The organism is Providencia sp. PROV032 (assembly GCF_028484875.1).
In the GTDB taxonomy this organism is placed as follows: domain Bacteria; phylum Pseudomonadota; class Gammaproteobacteria; order Enterobacterales; family Enterobacteriaceae; genus Providencia; species Providencia rettgeri_E.
Window position 1 is genome coordinate 187721 of record NZ_JAMPSX010000004.1, and the last position, 21182, is coordinate 208902.

The window sequence follows — 21182 nt, forward strand, 5'->3', positions numbered from 1 at the left end:
GTGGCACAGGATTATTCTGTTGAACAATTGAACTATGGTCGTAAAGTTTATGACTTTATGCGCTGGGACAACGTTGCCTTTAGTATTTCTATCGTATTACTGATTGCTTCTTTTGTGATTATTGGCGTCAAAGGTTTTAACTGGGGCTTAGATTTCACTGGTGGTACGGTCATTGAAATCAACTTAAGTCAGCCAGCTGATTTGGATAAAATTCGTGATAGCTTGTCTAACTCGAACCATAAAGATCCACTAATCCAAAACTTTGGTAGTAGCCGCGACATCATGATCCGCATTCCGCCAATTGAAGGCACTGCGGGTCAAGAAGTTGGGAAAGAAATTATCACAATCATCAACCAGAGCGTGGATGACAAAGCAACTGTTAAGCGTATTGAATTCGTTGGGCCGAGTGTCGGTGCTGAGTTGGCGCAAACAGGGGCTTTAGCTCTGTTAACTGCGTTGATTTGTATCTTGATTTATGTCGGCTTCCGTTTTGAATGGCGCTTAGCTGCGGGTGCGGTATTATCACTCGCGCATGACGTGGTAATTACTTTAGGCATTCTGTCTCTGTTCCATATTGAGATAGATATGACCATCGTGGCATCATTGATGTCGGTTATCGGTTATTCACTGAACGACAGTATCGTTGTATCAGACCGTATCCGTGAGAACTTCCGTAAAATTCGCCGTGGTACACCATACGAAATCATGAACGTCTCTTTGACGCAAACATTGAGCCGTACCATCATGACATCAGCCACCACGTTATTAGTGGTTCTGATGCTGTACCTATTTGGCGGTGCAATGTTGGAAGGCTTCTCATTGGTGATGTTAATCGGTGTAACTATCGGTACTATCTCATCTATTTACGTGGCTTCTGCATTAGCACTGAAGATGGGTATGAAGCGTGAACACTTGATGCAAGCGAAAGTCGAAAAAGAAGGCGCAGACCAAGAGTCATTACTGCCTTAGTTCTTAAAATAGTTCGTGTTGTGAGTAGGCAGCAAGTGAACGATATCCCTAGGGACATACATAAGTATGTGACTAGGGGTAATAAACGATACTAGCACCCTTACAACGCGAAATATGAAGAGCAACGAGAACACCCTAGGAGGCATCTTCTAGGGTGTTTTTTCTTACATAGTAGGGTAAACTAACACCCCCTAAATAGATTCAGGAAACGCTATGCACTGCCCATTCTGCTCAGCTGTAGATACGAAAGTTATTGACTCGCGTCTGGTCGGTGAAGGGTCCCAAGTCCGTAGACGCCGCCAATGCTTACTTTGTCATGAACGCTTCACAACCTTTGAAGTTGCTGAACTTGTTATGCCTAGGGTCATTAAAAGCGATGATATTCGCGAACCTTTTGATGAAGAAAAGCTTAACCGAGGCATGCAAAAGGCATTAGAAAAACGCCCTGTAAGTTCTGATGCTATTGAACAAGCCATTATTTCGATTAAATCCCAGCTTAGGGCCACCGGGGAACGTGAGGTTCCGTCGAAATTAATTGGCGGTTTGGTTATGGATGAGCTGAAAAAGCTCGATAAAGTTGCCTATATCCGTTTTGCTTCTGTTTATCGCAGTTTTGAAGATGTGCGTGAATTTGGCGAAGAAATCGCTAAATTACAGGATTAACGCCAATGATTGAACAAGACAACATTTATATGGCTCGTGCCTTTGAATTAGCACGAAAAGGGCGTTTCACCACATCACCTAACCCAAATGTCGGGTGTGTGATTGTACGTGATGGTGTCATTGTTGGTGAGGGGTATCACCAAAAAGCAGGTGAACCCCATGCTGAGGTTCACGCATTAAGAATGGCCGGTGATAAAGCGCAAGGGGCAACAGCGTATGTCACCCTTGAACCATGTAGCCATCACGGCCGTACCCCGCCTTGCGCAGAAGCGCTGATCAATGCAGGTGTAAGCCGAGTCGTCGCTGCCATGCAAGACCCAAACCCTCAAGTTGCGGGCCGTGGCCTGTATATGCTGTCACAAGCCGGAATTGAAACGCGCAGCAATGTTTTATTAGATGATGCAGAAGCGGCTAACCGCGGCTTTTTAAAACGTATGCGTACTGGCTTTCCCTATATTCAATTAAAACTCGCCGCTTCACTCGATGGCAAAACTGCCCTTGGATCTGGGGAAAGTAAGTGGATCACCAGCCCCGCGGCTCGTAAAGATGTACAAGCTCTTCGCGCCGAGGCTAGTGCTATCTTAAGCACAAGTAGCACCGTGGTTGCGGATGACCCTTCGTTAACGGTGCGCTGGAAAGAATTACCTAGCGATATTCAGCAAATTTACCCTGAAGAACAAGTCCGTCAACCTATCCGCATTGTGTTAGATAACCACAATCGCGTGACTCCTGAGCATAGCGTCACTCAATTAGATGGCGAATGTTGGTTGGTGCGTTCAAACCCAGATGAAAATGCAGTATGGCAAGGGCAAGTTGAGCAAATTGCTATTCCTGCAGATGAAAGCGGCACTGATCTGGTTATTTTAATGATGCAACTGGCTAAACGTAATGTGAATAGTATTTGGGTTGAGGCAGGGGCAAAACTTGCAGGCTCATTGCTTAAGTTAGGTTTAGTGGATGAGCTGATTGTCTATATTGCGCCTAAATTATTAGGAAGTAGCGCTCGAGGCCTAGTGGACTTCCCTCCGCTTAATGCCCTTATTGATGCGCCAAAATTTGAATTTACAGAAGTGAAGCAAGTTGGGCCAGACCTACGTGTCAGGCTTCGTCCCGTATGGTAAGTGTTTTTTTTGAAAATCATACGTACGGTACACGAAAGAATGTGATAAAATCCGCGCCCCGCGGGTTATAATTAATATTAGAGGAAGGCTATGAACGTAATTAAAGGTGTTGTTGCTGCTCCACAAGCGCGTGTTGCTATCGCTATCGCTCGTTTTAACAACTTTATTAATGATAGTCTGCTGGAAGGTGCTGTTGATGCGTTAGAACGCATTGGTCAGGTTTCAAATGACAACATTACCATTGTGTGGGTTCCAGGCGCTTATGAGCTGCCGTTGACCACAAAAGCATTAGTTGAAACGAATAAATACGATGCCGTCATTGCATTAGGTACAGTTATTCGTGGCGGTACCGCTCACTTTGAATATGTTGCAGGTGAATGTAGCTCCGGCCTATCTCATGTCGCGATGAACAGTGAAGTACCAGTGACTTTTGGTGTGTTAACCACTGAAAATATCGAACAAGCCATTGAACGTGCGGGTACTAAAGCAGGTAATAAAGGTGCTGAAGCTGCACTGACAGCACTGGAAATGATTAATGTAATTAAGGCCATCAAAGGCAAATAATACACAGCTAGCTCTATGTTGCCGTTTTTTCGCCACAATGGTGTAGATAACGCATTGCAACAAGTGTTTTTTGTGTACAGTTTTTAAATTTAAGGGGAATCTTGTGAAACCTGCTGCTCGTCGCCGCGCTCGTGAGTGTGCTGTACAGGCCATTTATTCATGGCAATTATCTGGCAATCCAATTGCTGAAGTCGAATATGAGTTTATTGCTGAACAGGACATGTCAGACGTCGACGTAAACTATTTTCGTGAACTGTTATCAGGTGTTGCAACCAACGCGACAAAACTTGATCAACTGATGGCGCCTTATTTATCTCGTCAGCTCGAAGAGTTAGGGCAGGTAGAAAAAGCGATTTTACGTGTCTCCATGTTTGAATTAAGTTTCCGTGAAGATGTACCTTATAAAGTCGCAATCAATGAAGGTATTGAATTAGCGAAAGTTTTTGGCGCAGAAGATAGCCATAAATTCGTTAATGGCGTGTTAGACAAAGCTGCACCTGCGGTTCGCCGTAAAAAATAATAATATCAGGGTTCCCTCCTGTAGCACTACGGTAATAAATAGGTAGGCTGGGTTCCAGTCTACCTTTGTGTTTATATGCTCGCGATATTTCAATGATAGGTGAGCGAAAAATAATTGTGGCTAATTAGATACATTATTTAGGTTAGCAATTATGCATTATTTACCTATTATTGAATTATTAGGGTGTAAATTATTTGCTTCGTCTCAAACGAAAATAGATATAGCGAAAACGGAAAATCTACCATGTCATATGGCGAATTTGACCTCATCGCGCGTTATTTTAACCGTCAAACCACTAACCGACGTGATGTTAATATCGGTATTGGGGATGACTGTGCGTTGATGACCATTCCAGAAAAACAGCAACTTGCTGTAAGCACTGACACTCTTGTTTCTGGTATTCACTTCCTACCAACTATTTCACCAGCTGATCTCGCTTATAAATCATTAGCCTCTAATTTAAGTGACCTTGCGGCGATGGGGGCGGATCCTGCATGGGTTTCTTTAGCAATTACATTGCCTTGCGTTGATTGTGATTGGTTGCAATCCTTTAGTGATAGTTTATTTGAACAGCTTAACTATTATGGAATGCAATTGATTGGTGGTGATACAACACGCGGGCCAATGAGTTTAACCTACACGGTTCATGGCTTAGTACCAAATGGTAAGGCGATGTCTCGCGCAGGGGCGCGTAATGGTGATTGGATTTATGTTACTGGCACTCTCGGTGATAGCGCGGCAGGCTTAGCTATTTTGCAAGATAAACTGAATGTTGAAAATGTAGAATATCAAGAATGGCTAATTGCGCGTCATTTACGTCCGCAGCCACGTATTTTACAAGGCCAAGCGTTGAGAAACCTGGCTTCTTCAGCAATTGATATTTCGGATGGGTTAGTTTCTGATCTTAACCATATTTTGAAAGCGAGTGGTTGTGGCGCACGCATTAATTTAGATGCATTGCCTCAATCAGAAGCATTGAGACAAAGTTGTAGTCTTGAACAAGGGCGTTTATGGTCTTTGAGTGGTGGTGAAGATTATGAACTCTGCTTTACCGTTCCTGAAATTAATCGTGGGGCGTTAGAGATGGCATTAGCGCATACGGGATCAGGCTTCACGTGTATTGGGCAAATTAAGCCGCAGTCTGAAGGAATTAGCTACTTTTGCAATAACCAAGAAGTTGATGTAAACCTAAAAGGTTTCGATCATTTTGTTTCGGAAGGTGCATAGAATGGCAAGTCGCCAAGAAAAAGCAGAAGCAAAAAAACGGCTAAATATGCGTAATCCTTGGCACTTATTGGCTACGGGCTTTGGTAGTGGCCTTTCGCCTATTGTGCCTGGCACAATGGGCTCTCTTGCTGCGATACCTTTTTGGTTATTAATGGCAAATATGCCTATTTGGAGTGTGTGGGTACTCATTGTCGTGGGTTTTTGGATTGGTTGCCTAATTTGCCAGCGCGCTTCCGACGATATGAAAATTCATGATCATGGTAGCATTGTTTGGGATGAATTTATCGGGATGTGGATTACGCTAATGGCGATCCCTGTTGTTGATTATGAGTGGGTCATCACCGCATTCTTTATTTTCCGTATTTATGACATGTGGAAACCATGGCCAATACGGTTTTTTGACCGAAAAGTCAGCGGCGGTTTTGGTATTATGATTGATGATATCATTGCGGCCATTTTTGCGTATTTCACTATTTGGTTGTTGGTTTGGTATGAGGTTATGCCGTTCTCAACCAACTAAATACGCGTCATATTTTTTTGCGCTGTGGCGTTATTGGCCGCGTTCATTCGCCCTAGTCACATACTTTTGTATGCTCCTAGGGGCTTATTCACTTGCCGCCTAGCCATAACGCAAACTATTTAGCGTATTGGATATTATTGCTCATCGTAGTAACTTCTCTTGCTTCTCTTACTTCTTTCCACGCCGAATACCCATCACGGAGGTTTGTGCTAAGGTTAATCCTTTGGTTTCGGGGGCAAATAGAACTGAGACAATCAACCCTATAAGTGAAACACCCGCCCCCATCAGCACTACCGAACTGACCCCATATTTAGTGATAAACAGCGGTAATGCCCACGTTGAAAAAATGGTTCCAATCCGGCTGATGGACATTATTACCCCAACGGCAGAGGCACGAATATCCGTTGGAAACAGTTCATTAGGGTAAAGCCATTGTAAAATTCCTGGGCCCCCAGAGAAAAATGCGTAAATACCAAACATGATAATCACGAGGCAAATACCGAGGTTTGAGAATAACCCAAGTATGGCAAGAGCAAGGGTCATAAGCGCAAAGCTACCAATCAATAGTGGCCGCCGGCCCATTTTATTTAACCAATACATCGCGGGTAAGCAGCCTAACATGAAGAACAGGCTGATAACCACGTTACCCAGTGCGGCATTTTTCCCCTGATCCCAACCGAGTTGCCCAACAATTTGTGGGCCAAAGGTATAAATTGCAAACATCGGGATCACTTGACAGGTCCAAATAATGGCAGTGAATAGAACGAAAGAAAAATGGCGCTTAGTGAATAATTGGATGAAATGCGTTTTTTGTTGTTCTTCGGCTTCAAATACCACGGGCTGACCAAACAGCTTTTCCATCATTTTTTCACATTCTTTAATGCGCCCTTTGCGGATCAGCCAAAGAGGTGATTCAGGTAAATCAAAACGACCAATCAAAATGATAATACAAGGGATCACTGAGCTACCGAGCATCCAGCGCCAGCCATCTTCCACGTCATACAACATATAACCGACGAGATTGGCACAGGTTGCACCCACATACCACATTGCGGCAATAAAGCCGACAGCAAATGCACGCTGCTTGGTATTAGAGAATTCGGTGATCATTGATGTTGCAATTGGGTAATCTGCACCAATTACTATCCCGATTAAGAACCGCATGATAAGTAGCTCCATCGGTGTTGAGACAAACATGGTCGCAACAGAAATAGCACCAATGGCAACAATATCAATTAAAAACATTTTACGACGACCGACTTGGTCGCAAATATAGCCGAATAGAGAAGTACCAATGAATAGGCCCGCTAATGTTGCTGCACCGAGTAAGCCAATCCATTCGCTACTTAAGCTTAATACAGGGGTAAGTTGTTCTAAAGCAACACCAATTAGGACTAATACATAACCATCCAGAAAAGGCCCACCGCTACCCCACAGCATGATCCGCCGGTGAACGGAAGAAAACTGAATGTCATCAAAACTTTTTGGTTTCATTATGCATCCCTGTATCAGCGCAAATAACTGCTCAAAAGCTCTCGAAGTATGTCACTTCGAGAGTAATACGAAATAATCAGCCGTAACGAAATTCAATGCCAAATGTGCCGCGTGGGTATTCCCATTTTTCTAATGCACTATCTAGGCCTAGAATACGGCAAGTGCCACATTCAAGGCAGCCGGCATAGTCGAAACGAACGGAACCATCTTCTTGTTTTTTATACAAACCTGCTGGACAGGCTTTGGTTAATGTTTCGAGCACCTGCATGTCTGGATGCTCTTTCACAACAATATGTGGGCTTTCTTCATCGACATTAAATTTATTAATACCGAGTTTGACATCAACATTGACTGGATTACTCATATTGCTCTGACTCCTTTAATTCCATCCTTGAGCAAATTCATAAAGCCCACTGTTTTCGCGTGTTGTAACATGGTTTTACGTAGCGGGACAGGCGCTTCATCTGAAATAGTGAATAGCTTTTTCGCAATACCGACAGCCATTTCTGGGTAGGCAGAGAACATGCGTGGATTATCCAAAAATTCAGGCATTTTTTGGTACATATTCATGTCACGAAGAGGGCCTTCATTGAGTAATTTGAGGTACTCACTGAGCCCTTGTTTACTAAAGTCCTCTTTTTTCATGGCATTAAGTACTGCATTTGCTGCGGCTTCACCCGAAGCGACCGCTAAGTCCATTCCGCGAATGGTAAAGCCTAAGTTCATGCACATACCCGCGGCATCACCAGCAATTAAAACGCCATCGCGTACCAATTCGGATTGCATTTTTAGACCTGCTTCAGGGACGACGTGTGCGGCATATTCAAGCATTTTCCCACCTTCAATCAGGGGGGCGACGGCAGGGTGATTTTTAAAGTCTTCCAACATTTGAGGGACAGACTTTTTGGCGTCTTTTATGTGGTGTAAACCGCAAACTAAACCTAAAGAAATCGTATCTTCGTTGGTATATAGGAAGCCGCCTCCCATTAAGCCATCGGTAGGTGTACCAGCAAATAACCAAGCAACACCTTCTTTTTCTTTAAGGTTAAAGCGATTAGCTAGGACATCTTTCGGTAGTTCAATGAGCTCTTTTACACCAACAGCGACATGTTCTGCACTAACGCGTTTTGTCATACCAAGCTGTTCAGCGAGCAGAGAATTTACTCCGTCAGCGAGGATCACGACTTTAGCTTCAAGTACATCACCATCAGCTTCGACACCAACGACTTTACCATCCCGCTCTACGAGCTTATCAACACGAATACCGGTGATGCATTGTGCGCCAGCATTTTCAGCTTGTTCGACTAGCCATGGGTCGAGTTTGCCACGTAGCACTGACCAAGAGGTTTCTTCTGGTTTTTGTTCAGCTGCATTTTGGAAATCGACGGTGACAGCCCCTGTTTCTGTCATAAATGACAGTTTTTCTCGGGTGATCATGCGTTCGATGGGCGCTTCTTGGGTAAATCCAGGAATAATGCGTTCTAAACTATGGGCATACATTCGCCCGCCTGTTACGTTTTTACCGCCCGCGTAGTTTCCTCGTTCAATTAGGAGAACTTGAGCACCTTCACGGGCAAGAACCAGTGCAGCAACCGAACCAGCTAGGCCTGCGCCTACAATGATTGCATCAAAAATATCATCGGACATAGTTTCTCCAAAGGTCACTAAACAGTGAGGACGAAGCCCCACTGTTATTGAGTTTATTTAGCCAGTTGTTGAGTAAGTGCAGGAAGGATTTTGAATAAATCCCCAACGATCCCATAGTCTGCGAATTGGAAAATAGGGGCATTTTTGTCTTTGTTAATGGCCACGATAGTTTGGGCACCATTTGCGCCAACCATGTGTTGGATCTGGCCTGAGATCCCTACCGCGAGATAGAGCTCTGGTTTTAACATTAAGTTGGATATCCCAACGTAGCGCTCATGCTCCATCCATTTTTCGTTCTCTGCAACAGGGCGTGAACAAGCAACTTCGGCGCCAATTGCATCAGCCAACGCTTTGGCAATCGCAATGTTTTCTTGGCTACCGATCCCGCGCCCTACACTAACAACCAGACGGGCTTTGTCTAGTTCAACGGAGTTACCTGTTTTTTTCTGAACCGAGGTACGTACAATAGATTGTTTTGGTTCGACCCATTGCACAGCTTGAGCCGTACCGCTACGTGATGCATCATTTTGTGCAGCTTCAAATGTACCTGTCGCGAGGGTGGCAATCGAAAATGAGCTCTCTAAGGTTTCTTGACCAAAGGCTAGACCGCCATAAACCATATGTTTAATAACGGGTTTTCCTGATTCGATTGTAATTGCTGCTGCATCGTTAGAAACGGCTGCTTGCAGTCTAGCGCCTAAACGTGCAGCCAATAATTTACCCCTACGGGTGTTAGGTAATAGCAGTAAACCGTTATCGCCATGCTGTTTGATGGTTGAAACGATAGTGTCTGCATAATCTTCAATAATGCGATCGTTAGGTTTACCTGCGAGTTGAAAAACTTGGGTTGCACCCAGTTGAAAAGCTTGTGAGCTTTGCACGTCATCGAGTGTTAATACGTTGACTTGCTCTCCAAGGGATAGGGCGCCACCGATAAGTTCAGGTAAGCGAGATGTCATGTCACTAAATACCCAAACGGTTGATAATTTGCTCATAACGCCTCCGATTAAATGATTTTTCTTAAATGTTCAGCAAACTGTGCAATTTGCTCTTCGCCATCACCTTCAATGATGATACGTTGGCGGGCTTTTTGCTTAGGTGCTGCGATAGATTGCGCAGAAAGTGCGGCAACGTTATCTAGCCCAATATCAGCCATAGTCCAAGCTTGAACGGGTTTTTTAGCTGCACCTAAAATTGCTTTCATTGAGGGAATAACAGGAACGTTAATATCGGAGGTAACTGCGATGATGGCTGGTAATGGCATAGATAGCGTTTCGATTTCATCTTCTAGCTCACGTTCTACAATCACGGTGTCAGCGGTCATTGAAACAATTTTTTTCACACCATTAATTGCAGAGATTTGCAGTGCTTCACCCATTAAGAGACTAACTTGTTGCGAATTTAAATCAGCGGAACCATCGCCACAAATGATTAAATCAAAACCGACTTTTTGAACCGCAGAGCTTAAGGTCAGAGCGGTTTGATGCGGTAGGGCGTGTTCTAGCTGGTCATCAATAACAACCACAAGTTCATCTGGACCACGAGATAAAACATCTTTACGCGCTTTCATGTTGGTCAGTGCTTTACCACCGACACTTAACGCAATCACTTTGCTGTCTGCTTGTTGCGCTTTAATTTGGTTAGCCGCTTCAATTGCATTTAAATCATATTGACTAATTTTGGTATCGGCACGCGAAAAGTCTAAAGAGCCATCTGAGCTATTTACAATAATATCTTGTTCATCGGGAACAGATTTGTAGCATGTAATAATATTCATTACATCTCCTAAAATATAATTAATAAATATGATCCGTTTCGGTTTCGGATTATATAATTATCATGAACTGGGTATTTAAAAATAAAGCCTGAGTCACCAATATTGAAAACATTAAATTAAAGCCAGTTTAAATATTCATACTGATACACTACTCACCAATATTGTAAAAATCATTAACTTATCAACGAAATGTTCAATATTGCTACTCTAGTCACCAATACTGAAGGTGTTTAATAACATTAATGTTACATGATATTTTATCTGTATGTATTTGTTGGTTATTTTTTGTTTTTAACTCCGAAAAATAATAACAAATATTTATCACGAATAATATTGTGACCTTAATAACAGAATTGTTAATGACGAGTCGACATGATTTGAATAGTGAATGAATTAATGTGTATTTAAATTTTTAAAGTTTTATGGGGCTTAATAATAAATAAGTGATGGGGTGTTAAATAATATCTGTTCTTAAAGCTTATATATTAAATAATAAATTGGGAACGAACTATGAGCAAAGAAAATAAAAAGGGTGGAATAGAACCAAAAGTTTTTTTTCCACCACTGATCATTGTGGGACTATTGTGTTGGCTAACTGTCCGTGATCTTGATGCTTCGAATGAGGTGATCAACCAAGTCTTTAGCTATGTCACTAATGTATGGGGCTGGGCATTTGAGTGGTACATGGTTGTGATGTTTGGTGGATGGTTTTGGTTAATTTTAGGACCTTATGCCAAAAAACGTTTAGGGGAAGAGAAACCTGAATTTAGCCGTGCGAGCTGGATTTTTATGATGTTCGCATCTTGTACCTCCGCTGCGGTACTGTTTTGGGGGTCGATTGAAATCTATTATTACGTTTCTGCGCCGCCTTTTGGCTTTGAATCTTATTCAAACGAGGCCAAAAATATCGGACTTGCATACAGTTTGTTCCATTGGGGGCCATTACCTTGGGCTACCTATAGCTTTTTATCTGTCGCATTCGGTTATTTCTTCTTTGTCCGCAAAATGGATGTTATTCGTCCAAGTAGCACGTTAGTTCCGCTGGTGGGGGAAAAGCGTGCGAATGGTTGGTTCGGTACCATTGTTGATAACTTTTACCTTGTTGCATTGATACTAGCAATGGGAACCAGTTTAGGGTTAGCAACACCGCTGGTTACCGAGTGTATTCAATACCTGTTTGGAATTCCTCATACCCTTGAACTCGATGCCATCATTATCTTCTGTTGGATCATCCTAAATGCAATTTGTGTGGCTTTTGGCCTACAAAAAGGGGTGAAAATTGCCAGTGACGTCCGTAGCTATCTGAGTTTCTTGATGTTGGGATGGGTATTTATTGTTGGTGGCGCTAGCTTCATTGTGAACTATTTCACCGATTCTATTGGTGTCCTAATGATGTATATGCCTCGCATGCTGTTCTATACAGATGCAGTAGGTAAAAGTGGCTTCCCACAAGGCTGGACCGTATTTTACTGGGCATGGTGGGTTATCTATGCCATCCAAATGTGTATTTTCCTAGCACGTATTTCCAAAGGCCGTACTGTTCGTGAATTGTGTATTGGTATGGTGGCGGGGTTAACTGCGGGAACAACATTAATTTGGACTATTTTAGGCAGTAATACGTTACAGCTTATTGATAAAGACATTATCAATATTCCAAAACTGATTGAAGAATTCGGCGTTGCACGCGCCATTATTGAGACATGGGCTGCCTTACCTTTGAGCACTGTAACAATTTGGGGCTTCTTCATCCTCTGCTTTATCGCAACGGTGACACTCATCAATGCCTGTTCCTACACTCTCGCTATGTCGACTTGTCGCGCAGTGAAAGATGGTGATGAGCCTCCGTTATTAGTACGCATTGGTTGGTCTGTCTTAGTCGGTATTATCGGCATTGTATTACTGGCTTTAGGCGGATTAAAACCGATTCAAACAGCAATAATTGCCGGAGGATGCCCACTTTTTTTCGTCAATATCATGGTAACGCTTTCATTTATTAAAGATGCCAAAGTGCATTGGAAAAATGACTAATTTATTCAAAAACAACATGTAAGAGGTTATTGATATGGATTTTAGATTGAATGATGAGCAGGAGCTGTTTGTCGCAGGGATCCGTGAACTGATGGCCAGTGAGAACTGGGAAAGCTATTTCGCACAGTGTGACCGTGACAGCCAATATCCTGAACGTTTCGTAAAAGCGTTAGCAGATATGGAAATCGATAACCTGCTGATCCCAGAAGAACACGGTGGTTTAAACGCAGGGTTTATTACAGTCGCTGCGGTATGGATGGAATTAGGCCGTTTAGGCGCACCAACGTATGTGTTGTACCAATTACCCGGAGGGTTTAACACCGTACTTAGAGAAGGAACTCAAGAGCAAATTGATAAAATCATGGCGTTTCGCGGTACAGGTAAACAAATGTGGAACTCGGCAATTACTGAGCCGAGTGCGGGTTCTGATGTCGGTAGTTTGCAAACTACTTATCAGCGTCGTAATGGCAAAGTGTACCTCAATGGTAGCAAATGCTTTATCACCAGTAGTGCCTACACGCCGTATATCGTGGTGATGAGCCGTGATGCAGATTCGCCAGATAAACCTGTCTTTACAGAGTGGTTTTTGGATATGAGCAAACCGGGTATCAAGGTGAATAAACTTGAGAAACTGGGTTTACGCATGGATAGCTGCTGTGAAATCACGTTCGATAACGTTGAACTTGATGAAAAAGATATGTTCGGCCGTGAAGGTAATGGTTTTAACCGTGTAAAAGAAGAGTTCGATCATGAACGTTTCTTAGTGGCCTTAACTAACTATGGTACTGCGATGTGTGCGTTCGAGGACGCGGCTCGCTATGCAAATCAGCGTGTTCAATTTGGTGAAGCAATTGGTCGTTACCAATTAATTCAAGAAAAATTTGCACATATGGCGATCAAGCTCAATTCAATGCGCAACATGTTATATGAAACTGCATGGAAGAGTGACAACGGATTGATCACCTCAGGTGATGCAGCGATGTGTAAATACTTTTGTGCAAATGCAGCATTTGAAGTTGTGGATTCTGCGATGCAAGTCCTCGGCGGTGTTGGAATTGCAGGTGAGCATCGAATTGCACGTTTCTGGCGTGACTTACGTGTGGATCGTGTCTCTGGTGGCTCAGATGAAATGCAAATACTGACATTAGGCCGCAGCGTACTGAAACAGTACCGTTAATAACAGAATGCTGATTGGTTGGCCTTTTTAGAGTGCCAACCAAGTTTCACAGGAGACGAGAACATGGCAGAGCATCTACCTATGCCAGAGTTTGGCCCATTAGCTGGGGTCAGAGTGGTATTTTCAGGGATTGAAATAGCCGGCCCATTTGCAGGACAAATGTTTGCAGAGTGGGGCGCAGAAGTGATTTGGATAGAGAACGTAGCGTGGGCGGATACCATTCGTGTTCAGCCTAATTATCCTCAGTTATCAAGGCGTAACCTGCGTGCATTATCACTGAATATCTTTAAAGATGAAGGGCGAGAAGCATTCCTGAAGCTAATGGAAACAACGGATATATTCATTGAGGCTAGTAAAGGACCCGCATTTGCCCGTAGAGGGATCACCGATGAGGTACTTTGGGAACACAACCCAAAATTGGTTATCGCTCATTTATCAGGCTTCGGACAATATGGCGACCCTCAATACACTAACCTAGCGGCCTACAATACCATTGCACAGGCTTTCAGTGGTTATCTTATCCAAAATGGTGATAAAGACCAGCCAATGCCTGCCTTCCCTTATACCGCAGATTATTTTTCTGGCATGACCGCCACAACAGCGGCTCTCGCAGCACTGTATAAAGCGCGTGAAACGGGTAAAGGGGAAAGCATTGATATCGCCATGTACGAAGTGATGTTGCGTATGGGGCAATATTTCATGATGGATTACTTCAATGGTGGCGAAATTTGCCCACGTATGACTAAAGGGAAAGACCCGTACTATGCGGGTTGTGGGCTCTATAGCTGTAATGATGGCTATATTGTGATGGAAGTCGTTGGTATCACTCAAGTACAAGAAATATTTAAAGATATTGGTCTTGGTCATTTACTAGGAACGCCAGAAATACCTGAAGGGACTCAGCTCATTCATCGAATTGAATGTCCTTATGGACCTTTAATGGAAGAAAAACTCGATGAATGGCTAGGCGCACGCTCGATTGATGAGGTGTTAGCAAGGTTGGCTGAGCTGAACATTGCAAGTGCGAAAGTATTAACTATTCCTGAGCTAGATACTAACCCTCAATACATAGCTCGGGAGTCGATTACCAGCTGGCAGACCATGGATGGGCGCACATGTCGTGGTCCAAACGTTATGCCAAAATTCAAAAATAATCCGGGCCAAATATGGCGCGGTATGCCATCACATGGCATGGATACCACTGATATATTGAAAAATATTGGATATAGCGAAAAAGATATTCGGGGGTTAGTCGGCAAAGGACTGGCCAAAATAGTGGATTAATTGAATGGGTATTCAGGTCAATTAATTCATTGGTCTGAATACTCATCAGGGAAATGATGGGAAACAATTAATGGATGTAATCGGTAAACAAAATTTGCGTCAAATGTGGGATGATCTAGCGTTAACCCACGGTAATAATAAGGCGCTTATCTTTGAATCCTGTGATGGAAATGTTCGTGAATTCAGCTATATCGAGATGAATGAACAAATTAATCGCACAGCAAATCTCTTTTTAGCTTATGGCATTCAAAAAGGGGATAAGGTTGCTTTACATTTAGATAATTGCCCAGAGTTTTTCTTTTGCTGGTTTGGATTGGCAAAAATTGGGGCGATTATGGTCCCTGTTAATGCGCGTTATAAATACAATGAAGCCGCTTGGATCATGCAAAACTGCCAGCCACGGATGGTCGTGACTTGTGCGACTTTTTTAGATATTTATCAACCTGTACTAGATGATGAAAGTACCAGCCTTGAACATATTTTTTTAATTTCGGATACCCCCGTTAAACAACACAACGGGGTTTCAGACTTTTTGTTTGAACAAGCACAAAAACCCATTGAATTATCGCAACTCATTGCGCTAAGTGTTAATGATACCGCGGAAATTTTATTTACCTCAGGCACGACCTCAAAGCCCAAAGGGGTGATCATTACCCACTATAACTTACGTTTTGCGGGTTACTACTCTTCTTGGCAGAACACACTGCGCTCAGATGATATTTATCTGACTGTTATGCCTGTTTTTCATATCGATTGCCAGTGTACGGTATCCATGGCCGCCTTTTCGGTGGGAGCCACTTTTGTATTACTTGAAAAGTACAGTGCACGACGCTTCTGGCAACAAGTCGTGAAACATCGAGCGACGGTGGTTGAGTTGATCCCAATGATGATCCGCACGTTATTAAGCCAACCTCTGGCAGATAACGAAAAAGACCATTGTTTACGTGAAGCGATGTTCTATCTCAATTTGAGTGATGAGGAAAAAGACCAATTTATGGCGCGTTTTGCGGTGAAGCGTTTTTTGACCTCATATGGCATGACGGAAACCATCGTCGGTTTGATTGGTGATAGGCCTGGTGACATTCGTCGCTGGCCATCTATCGGTCGCCCAGGCTTTTGCTATAAAGCGCAAATTAGGGATGAAAACAATCAGCCTGTTGCTGCAGGTGTGATAGGCGAGCTTTGTGTTAAAGGGGAACGCGGTAAAACCTTGTTTAAAGAATACTACAACAACCCTGAAGCGACGGAGAAAGCTTTCGATAAACAAGGTTGGATGCATACCGGAGACTTTGCTTATCAAGATGATGATGGCTTTTTCTATTTTGTGGATAGAAGCATGAACATGATCAAACGGTGCGGAGAGAACGTTTCGTGCAGTGAGATTGAAAATATCATTGCTTCACATCCCGCTATCGTTGACGTAGCCGTGATAGGTGTTGCTGATGAAATTCGTGATGAAGCCATTAAAGCCTTTATTGTGCTAGAAGAGGGTGAAACCTTAACGCAAGAAGAGTTTTTCGCTTTCTGTGAAAAGCAAATGGCAAAATTTAAAGTGCCGTCATGGGTTGAGGTACGTAAAGATTTACCGCGCAACTGTTCTGGGAAAGTACTGAAAAAACATCTGAAATAATCGAATAATTCTATTAATTACGCGAACGTTTTGGTTGTAACCATTTGCAACCAAAATGTCAGCACATGATCATTAAAGGATTACACTATGAGCGAATCATTAAAAGTTACCCGTAATGGCTCTATTTTAGAAATCGTACTTGATAGACCTAAAGCAAATGCTATTGATGCGAAAACCAGTTTCAATATGGGGGAAGTTTTCCTCAACTTCCGTGATGACCCATCATTACGCGTTGCGATTATTACCGGCGCAGGTGAACGGTTCTTCTCTGCGGGTTGGGATTTAAAATCTGCAGCAGAAGGTGAAGCCCCAGATGCTGATTTTGGCCCAGGTGGTTTTGCAGGGCTTACTGAAATTTTCAATCTAAACAAGCCTGTAATTGCCGCTGTAAATGGTTATGCGTTTGGTGGAGGTTTCGAATTAGCTTTAGCGGCAGATATGATTATCTGTTCTGAAAATGCGAGCTTTGCATTACCAGAAGCACAACTTGGCATTGTCCCTGATAGCGGTGGTGTCTTACGCTTACCTAAAATTCTTCCAGCCCCCATTGTGAATGAAATGGTGATGACGGGTAGAAGAATGGATGCGCAGGAAGCATTACGTTGGGGAATAGCTAACGATGTTGTACCCATTGAAAACTTAATGGACAAAGCGCGTGAGCTGGCGGAACAAATTACGCAAAGTGCGCCACTCGCTGTCGCTGCACTGAAAGAAATTTTCCGTACAACAGGAGAGCTCACTGTTGAAGAGGGATATAAACTCATGCGCAGTGGTGTGCTGACAAACTACCCTGCGGTTTTACACTCTGAAGATGCAACAGAAGGCCCATTGGCATTTGCCGAAAAACGTTCACCAAGTTGGACAGGGCGCTAGTTACGCTAGCAGCGAGGTGAATTTTGACTTTTTACGCTTTTGAAGGGGTGACCCCCGTTGTTCACCCTACCGCATATGTACACCCATCAGCGGTAGTGATTGGTGATGTTATTATTGGTGAAGGCGTTTTCATTGGGCCGAATGCTTCTTTACGTGGGGATTATGGCCGTTTGATCATAGAAAAAGGCGCGAATATTCAGGACTGCTGCATTATGCATGGTTATAGTGATGTAGAAACCATTGTCCATGAATGCGGACATATAGGCCACGGAGCTATTTTACATGGATGCATTATTGGCCGTGATGCTTTGATTGGAATGAACAGTGTTGTTATGGATGATGCTGTGATTGGTGAGGAAAGTATTGTTGCCGCGATGAGCTTTGTTAAGGCCGGTTTTCAAGGCGAAAATCGTCAGATGTTGGTCGGAAGTCCTGCACGGTTTTTACGTTCAGTGACTGATGATGAACTGTATTGGAAACGGTTAAACACGAAAGAATACCAAGACTTAGCGGTCCGATATCAGCGATCCTTACAGGAAGCCAAACCGTTGACAGAGTTTGACGTTGATCGGCCTAAATTAGTTGGTACAACGGATGTTAAACCGAAGGGGCAGTGATTCAATAAAAGGGTGTAAAATAAAAAACGCAGATAGTGAAGTCTGCGTTTTTTATTGGTGTGAAGCTAAGAAATAGGTTTAACGACGCTGTGCTTTTGATAGCATCCATTGCCATTTTTGCTCTCGATTTAATTCACTTGGTGGCATAGAGGCCGCTTTTATAGGAGAATCGATAGTGACTTTTTCAGCTTGATGACTTCTTAAACGTGCATAAAGCTGGTTATCAATTTTTGTCACTTTGATTAATCTTTGACATTGGCAACCGCGACCCGATAATTTATTCGGGATCATCTTAACTTCGCATTGAATTTCGGCTACGTCAGATAAAATATAAGAAACAATATTGACTGCATTAGGATGCGGAATATCAAAGTGATTAGATATTTCTCTAGCTGTAGTCCAGCAGCCTTTTTTCATTACCCAGTTTGCGATAGATAAATACAAAGGTTCATTAATATATTGTCCACACATAAGCGCTCCCAAATCCATTTATTAAAATTGACTAAATAAAAAGAAACTATATAAAAATTGTAGTTGGAATAGCGTTTATTTGTTTCCTGGTTTTTTAATTAAGAAAACAAAATAATTAATTATTAACTTTTGGTTAAAATTGTTAAATATAATGTAACTTTCATTAAAGCTCATCATATATTTTATATAAAAATTTATAGCTTATAATTATATACACTGAATCTAATTCAAAGCTTAAATGTTCCATCATGCAGTGAAGAATATTATATTAATAGATTTTAAAATAATTTGCATGTCTTTATTTTAGGAATTTACATTCAAGACGAAAGTTTTGTTTATATTCTGATTTTAGGTAAATAGCTGAATATCATTGTAGATAAGCTGATTATATTTAGTTTTATATTTTACTGTAATGATCTACAAATATAATATAAATGTGACAAGGGGGATTTTTAAAATTAATATTAGCGATTAAAAAATAACAAAGAGTTAAAAATTTTTCTAATATATTAAGAAAGAGAATAAGAGTGATTGGCTTTGTGATTGAATGAGGGCATTGCGTGTTGATGCAATGCCCTAGAGATAAAATTATTTGGCTAAGTAGTTATTAATAGAATTAACAATACCAGTGGAATCTAAGCCTAATTCAGCAATAAGTTCCTCTTGAGTACCTTGAGAAATAAAATAGTCAGGTAAACCAAGGTTTAAGGTTGGAATGATTTTTTTCTCATGCATTAAGAATTCATTCACGCCGCTACCTGCACCACCCATGATGGCATTTTCTTCGAGAGTGACAAGAACATCATGAGTCTCGGCTATTTCAAGGATCAGGGCTTCGTCTAAAGGTTTAACAAAGCGCATATCAATGACAGTTGCATTGAGTTGCTCGGCAGCGACTAATGCGTGGCTTAATAATGTACCAAAGCATAAGATAGCGACTTTTTCACCTTGGCGACGAATAATACCTTTACCAATAGGTAGTGGTGATAACGGCTGTAATTCAGCGCCTGTTCCTGTGCCCCGAGGGTAACGTACCGCACATGGACCATCTTGATAATGGTAGCCTGTATGTAGCATTTGGCGGCACTCATTTTCATCACTTGGAACCATGATAACCATGGTTGGTATACAGCGCAGGAATGAAATATCAAAAGAACCTTGGTGAGTTTGCCCATCAGCCCCCACGATGCCTGCTCGGTCAATCGCAAACATGACCGGAACCTTCTGGATAGCCACATCATGAATGACTTGGTCATAACCGCGTTGCAAGAAAGTGGAGTAGATGGCAACAATAGGTTTATAACCACCAATGGCAAGGCCGGCTGCAAAGGTGACCGCATGTTGTTCAGCGATCGCGACATCGAAATATTGGTCTGGGAATTCTTTAGAAAAGCGGACCATACCAGACCCTTCACGCATAGCAGGGGTGATGGCCATCAATTTGCTATCATCTTTAGCCTCTTCACACAGCCAATCACCAAAAATTTTAGAGAAAGTCGGCCCTGTCTCTTTGCTTTTAGGTAAAGTGAATGTGCTTGGGTCAAATTTAGGAACTGCGTGCCAGCTAATCGGGTCTTTTTCTGCCGGCTCATATCCCCGGCCTTTCTTAGTCATAATATGTAAAAACTGCGGACCTTTTAAATCACGCATATTTTTTAACGTTTGGACTAAGGCAACAACATCATGGCCGTCAACAGGACCAATATAGTTAAAACCTAATTCTTCAAACATGGTTCCCGGTACAACCATGCCTTTAATATGTTCTTCTGTCTTTTTCAGTAATTCTTTGATTGGAGGCATGTTAGAAAAAACTTTTTTGCCACCTTCACGCAATGTTGTGTAGAGCTTCCCAGAAAGCAAGTGAGCTAAGTGGTTGTTGAGTGCGCCAACATTTTCGGAAATAGACATTTCGTTATCATTTAAAATAACCAACATGTCAGGTGCGGCATCCCCTGCATGGTTCATCGCTTCAAATGCCATTCCGGCAGTGATCGCACCATCACCAATAACACAAACCGTTTTACGGCTTTGTTGCTCTTTTTCTGCAGCAATGGCCATACCTAAACCGGCACTAATAGATGTGGAGGAATGGCCAACGCTTAAAATGTCATACTCGCTTTCTTCACGCCATGGGAAAGGGTGTAAGCCATTTTTCTGACGGATGGTATCAATACGGTCGCGGCGACCCGTCAATATTTTGTGTGGGTAGGCTTGGTGGCCGACATCCCAAACAAGGTTATCAAACGGGGTTTTATAGACATAATGTAATGCGACGGTGAGTTCAACAGCACCGAGACCAGAAGCAAAGTGACCGCTAGAGCGACCCACGCTACTCAGTAAAAATTGTCTGAGTTCATCACAAAGCTTAGGCAAACTCTCTTTAGGCAACAGACGAAGCTCATCTGGTGTCTCTGCCAAGGCTAGCGTTGGATATTTAGCGATATCAATACTCATTAGTTGCTCACTTATAATTAATAAAAAACCCAACTTACTTAGCCATAATAAAATGCCTTCTTGCAATTTTTAGCCGCATAAAGTGTCTATGTGCTGTTGGGTTGCCTTCGTTTATCGTCTACCTATAACTCGAATAATTAAGAAGT

20 protein-coding genes are annotated in these 21182 nt (G+C 42.5%); 13 read left to right on the forward strand and 7 right to left on the reverse strand.

All coding sequences use genetic code 11. The features are described from left to right. From secF to pgpA, 7 genes are all read left to right on the forward strand, one after another. Positions 1-969 carry a protein translocase subunit SecF gene (gene secF, locus PSF42_RS03915; RefSeq protein WP_125891952.1) on the forward strand — a complete coding sequence of 323 codons (969 nt, stop codon included), beginning with the start codon at positions 1-3 and terminating at the stop codon, positions 967-969. Between the two features lie 213 nt (positions 970-1182). Further along, entirely contained in the window at positions 1183-1632 is a 450-nt protein-coding gene (nrdR, locus tag PSF42_RS03920) for a transcriptional regulator NrdR (protein ID WP_125891953.1), read from the forward strand. A gap of 5 nt (positions 1633-1637) precedes the next feature. Continuing rightward, complete coding sequence (gene ribD, locus PSF42_RS03925; protein WP_125891954.1) at positions 1638-2753, forward strand: bifunctional diaminohydroxyphosphoribosylaminopyrimidine deaminase/5-amino-6-(5-phosphoribosylamino)uracil reductase RibD; 1116 nt, start codon at positions 1638-1640, stop codon at positions 2751-2753. 90 nt (positions 2754-2843) lie between these two features. Next, positions 2844-3317 carry a 6,7-dimethyl-8-ribityllumazine synthase gene (gene ribH, locus PSF42_RS03930; protein ID WP_004905531.1) on the forward strand — a complete coding sequence of 158 codons (474 nt, stop codon included), beginning with the start codon at positions 2844-2846 and terminating at the stop codon, positions 3315-3317. Positions 3318-3420: 103 nt separating this feature from the next. Then, positions 3421-3837, forward strand: a complete 417-nt coding sequence (gene nusB / locus PSF42_RS03935; RefSeq protein ID WP_036958557.1) for a transcription antitermination factor NusB — start codon at positions 3421-3423, stop codon at positions 3835-3837. Between the two features lie 243 nt (positions 3838-4080). After that, complete coding sequence (thiL, locus tag PSF42_RS03940; protein WP_272679492.1) at positions 4081-5064, forward strand: thiamine-phosphate kinase; 984 nt, start codon at positions 4081-4083, stop codon at positions 5062-5064. Between the two features lies 1 nt (position 5065). Beyond that, the gene (pgpA, locus tag PSF42_RS03945; RefSeq protein ID WP_125891956.1) at positions 5066-5584 is read left to right on the forward strand and encodes a phosphatidylglycerophosphatase A; all 519 of its coding nucleotides are present in this window, start codon (positions 5066-5068) and stop codon (positions 5582-5584) included. 168 nt (positions 5585-5752) lie between these two features. On the opposite strand, the gene PSF42_RS03950 is transcribed toward pgpA, so the two are convergent. The 5 genes from PSF42_RS03950 to fixA all read right to left on the reverse strand — a co-directional run bounded on the left by PSF42_RS03950 (position 5753) and on the right by fixA (position 10502). After that, positions 5753-7078, reverse strand: a complete 1326-nt coding sequence (locus PSF42_RS03950) for an MFS transporter (RefSeq protein ID WP_442959218.1) — start codon at positions 7076-7078, stop codon at positions 5753-5755. A gap of 76 nt (positions 7079-7154) precedes the next feature. Continuing rightward, the gene (gene fixX / locus PSF42_RS03955) at positions 7155-7442 is read right to left on the reverse strand and encodes a ferredoxin-like protein FixX (RefSeq protein WP_272679493.1); all 288 of its coding nucleotides are present in this window, start codon (positions 7440-7442) and stop codon (positions 7155-7157) included. Beyond that, positions 7439-8725, reverse strand: coding sequence for an FAD-dependent oxidoreductase FixC (fixC, locus tag PSF42_RS03960; protein ID WP_125891959.1), 1287 nt, complete (start codon positions 8723-8725; stop codon positions 7439-7441). The genes fixX and fixC overlap by 4 nt, the downstream gene beginning before the upstream one ends. A gap of 53 nt (positions 8726-8778) precedes the next feature. Beyond that, the gene (locus PSF42_RS03965) at positions 8779-9720 is read right to left on the reverse strand and encodes an FAD-binding protein (protein WP_125891960.1); all 942 of its coding nucleotides are present in this window, start codon (positions 9718-9720) and stop codon (positions 8779-8781) included. 11 nt (positions 9721-9731) lie between these two features. Next, positions 9732-10502 carry a putative electron transfer flavoprotein FixA gene (gene fixA, locus PSF42_RS03970; RefSeq protein WP_272679494.1) on the reverse strand — a complete coding sequence of 257 codons (771 nt, stop codon included), beginning with the start codon at positions 10500-10502 and terminating at the stop codon, positions 9732-9734. A 510-nt stretch (positions 10503-11012) separates the two neighbouring features. Between fixA and caiT the strand changes: the two genes are divergently transcribed. From caiT to caiE, 6 genes are all read left to right on the forward strand, one after another. Next, positions 11013-12530, forward strand: coding sequence for an L-carnitine/gamma-butyrobetaine antiporter (gene caiT / locus PSF42_RS03975; RefSeq protein ID WP_272679495.1), 1518 nt, complete (start codon positions 11013-11015; stop codon positions 12528-12530). Positions 12531-12564: 34 nt separating this feature from the next. Beyond that, complete coding sequence (gene caiA / locus PSF42_RS03980) at positions 12565-13707, forward strand: crotonobetainyl-CoA dehydrogenase (protein ID WP_272679496.1); 1143 nt, start codon at positions 12565-12567, stop codon at positions 13705-13707. A 63-nt stretch (positions 13708-13770) separates the two neighbouring features. Then, positions 13771-14991, forward strand: coding sequence for an L-carnitine CoA-transferase (caiB, locus tag PSF42_RS03985; protein ID WP_125891964.1), 1221 nt, complete (start codon positions 13771-13773; stop codon positions 14989-14991). A gap of 70 nt (positions 14992-15061) precedes the next feature. Beyond that, the gene (gene caiC, locus PSF42_RS03990) at positions 15062-16621 is read left to right on the forward strand and encodes a crotonobetaine/carnitine-CoA ligase (protein WP_125891965.1); all 1560 of its coding nucleotides are present in this window, start codon (positions 15062-15064) and stop codon (positions 16619-16621) included. Positions 16622-16708: 87 nt separating this feature from the next. Continuing rightward, a complete protein-coding gene (gene caiD / locus PSF42_RS03995; protein WP_272679497.1) occupies positions 16709-17494 on the forward strand; it encodes a crotonobetainyl-CoA hydratase in 786 nt (261 codons plus the stop codon). 23 nt (positions 17495-17517) lie between these two features. Next, a complete protein-coding gene (caiE, locus tag PSF42_RS04000) occupies positions 17518-18111 on the forward strand; it encodes a carnitine operon protein CaiE (RefSeq protein ID WP_272679498.1) in 594 nt (197 codons plus the stop codon). A 78-nt stretch (positions 18112-18189) separates the two neighbouring features. On the opposite strand, the gene caiF is transcribed toward caiE, so the two are convergent. Both caiF and dxs read right to left on the reverse strand, forming a co-directional pair. After that, positions 18190-18582, reverse strand: coding sequence for a carnitine metabolism transcriptional regulator CaiF (caiF, locus tag PSF42_RS04005; RefSeq protein WP_125891968.1), 393 nt, complete (start codon positions 18580-18582; stop codon positions 18190-18192). A gap of 588 nt (positions 18583-19170) precedes the next feature. Then, positions 19171-21036, reverse strand: coding sequence for a 1-deoxy-D-xylulose-5-phosphate synthase (gene dxs, locus PSF42_RS04010; protein ID WP_248467674.1), 1866 nt, complete (start codon positions 21034-21036; stop codon positions 19171-19173). Positions 21037-21182: the final 146 nt, after the last annotated feature.

Coding starts and splice junctions, on each gene's coding strand:
- nrdR (WP_125891953.1), top strand. CDS start 1,183: ATGCACTGCCCATTCTGCTCAGCTGTAGATACGAAAGTTATTGACTCG.
- ribD (WP_125891954.1), top strand. CDS start 1,638: ATGATTGAACAAGACAACATTTATATGGCTCGTGCCTTTGAATTAGCA.
- ribH (WP_004905531.1), top strand. CDS start 2,844: ATGAACGTAATTAAAGGTGTTGTTGCTGCTCCACAAGCGCGTGTTGCT.
- thiL (WP_272679492.1), top strand. CDS start 4,081: ATGTCATATGGCGAATTTGACCTCATCGCGCGTTATTTTAACCGTCAA.
- pgpA (WP_125891956.1), top strand. CDS start 5,066: ATGGCAAGTCGCCAAGAAAAAGCAGAAGCAAAAAAACGGCTAAATATG.
- PSF42_RS03950 (WP_442959218.1), bottom strand. CDS start 7,078: ATGAAACCAAAAAGTTTTGATGACATTCAGTTTTCTTCCGTTCACCGG.
- fixX (WP_272679493.1), bottom strand. CDS start 7,442: ATGAGTAATCCAGTCAATGTTGATGTCAAACTCGGTATTAATAAATTT.
- fixC (WP_125891959.1), bottom strand. CDS start 8,725: ATGTCCGATGATATTTTTGATGCAATCATTGTAGGCGCAGGCCTAGCT.
- PSF42_RS03965 (WP_125891960.1), bottom strand. CDS start 9,720: ATGAGCAAATTATCAACCGTTTGGGTATTTAGTGACATGACATCTCGC.
- fixA (WP_272679494.1), bottom strand. CDS start 10,502: ATGAATATTATTACATGCTACAAATCTGTTCCCGATGAACAAGATATT.
- caiT (WP_272679495.1), top strand. CDS start 11,013: ATGAGCAAAGAAAATAAAAAGGGTGGAATAGAACCAAAAGTTTTTTTT.
- caiA (WP_272679496.1), top strand. CDS start 12,565: ATGGATTTTAGATTGAATGATGAGCAGGAGCTGTTTGTCGCAGGGATC.
- caiB (WP_125891964.1), top strand. CDS start 13,771: ATGGCAGAGCATCTACCTATGCCAGAGTTTGGCCCATTAGCTGGGGTC.
- caiC (WP_125891965.1), top strand. CDS start 15,062: ATGGATGTAATCGGTAAACAAAATTTGCGTCAAATGTGGGATGATCTA.
- caiD (WP_272679497.1), top strand. CDS start 16,709: ATGAGCGAATCATTAAAAGTTACCCGTAATGGCTCTATTTTAGAAATC.
- caiF (WP_125891968.1), bottom strand. CDS start 18,582: ATGTGTGGACAATATATTAATGAACCTTTGTATTTATCTATCGCAAAC.
- dxs (WP_248467674.1), bottom strand. CDS start 21,036: ATGAGTATTGATATCGCTAAATATCCAACGCTAGCCTTGGCAGAGACA.